The sequence below is a fragment of the Leifsonia sp. HAY1-4F genome, from assembly GCF_056755275.1.
Map to the genome: position 1 here is coordinate 1 of NZ_JBNDHX010000452.1, position 251 is coordinate 251.

Below are 251 nucleotides of genomic sequence, written 5' to 3' on the forward strand. Positions count from 1 at the left end.
GTGGTGGCAGAAATCACCGCCAAGGGCGGCAAGGCGCTCGCCGTCCACGGCGACGTATCAAAATCCGAAGACGTAAAGCGGCTCTTTGCAGAGGCTAAGCAGGCCTTTGGCGGCGTCGACATTCTCGTCAACAATGCCGGCGTCTACAAATTCGCGTCTCTGGAAGAGATCACCGAGGAGGAATTCCATCGTGAATTCAACATCAACGTCCTCGGCACGCTGCTGACGACGCAGGAAGCGGTGAAGTATTT

General features: G+C 56.2%; 1 protein-coding gene. It reads left to right on the plus strand.

The features are described 5' to 3' along the window. Nucleotides 1–251, plus strand: a 251-nt coding sequence (locus ACPYOG_RS20140; RefSeq protein WP_481295864.1) for an SDR family NAD(P)-dependent oxidoreductase, incomplete at both ends; no start/stop codon positions are given.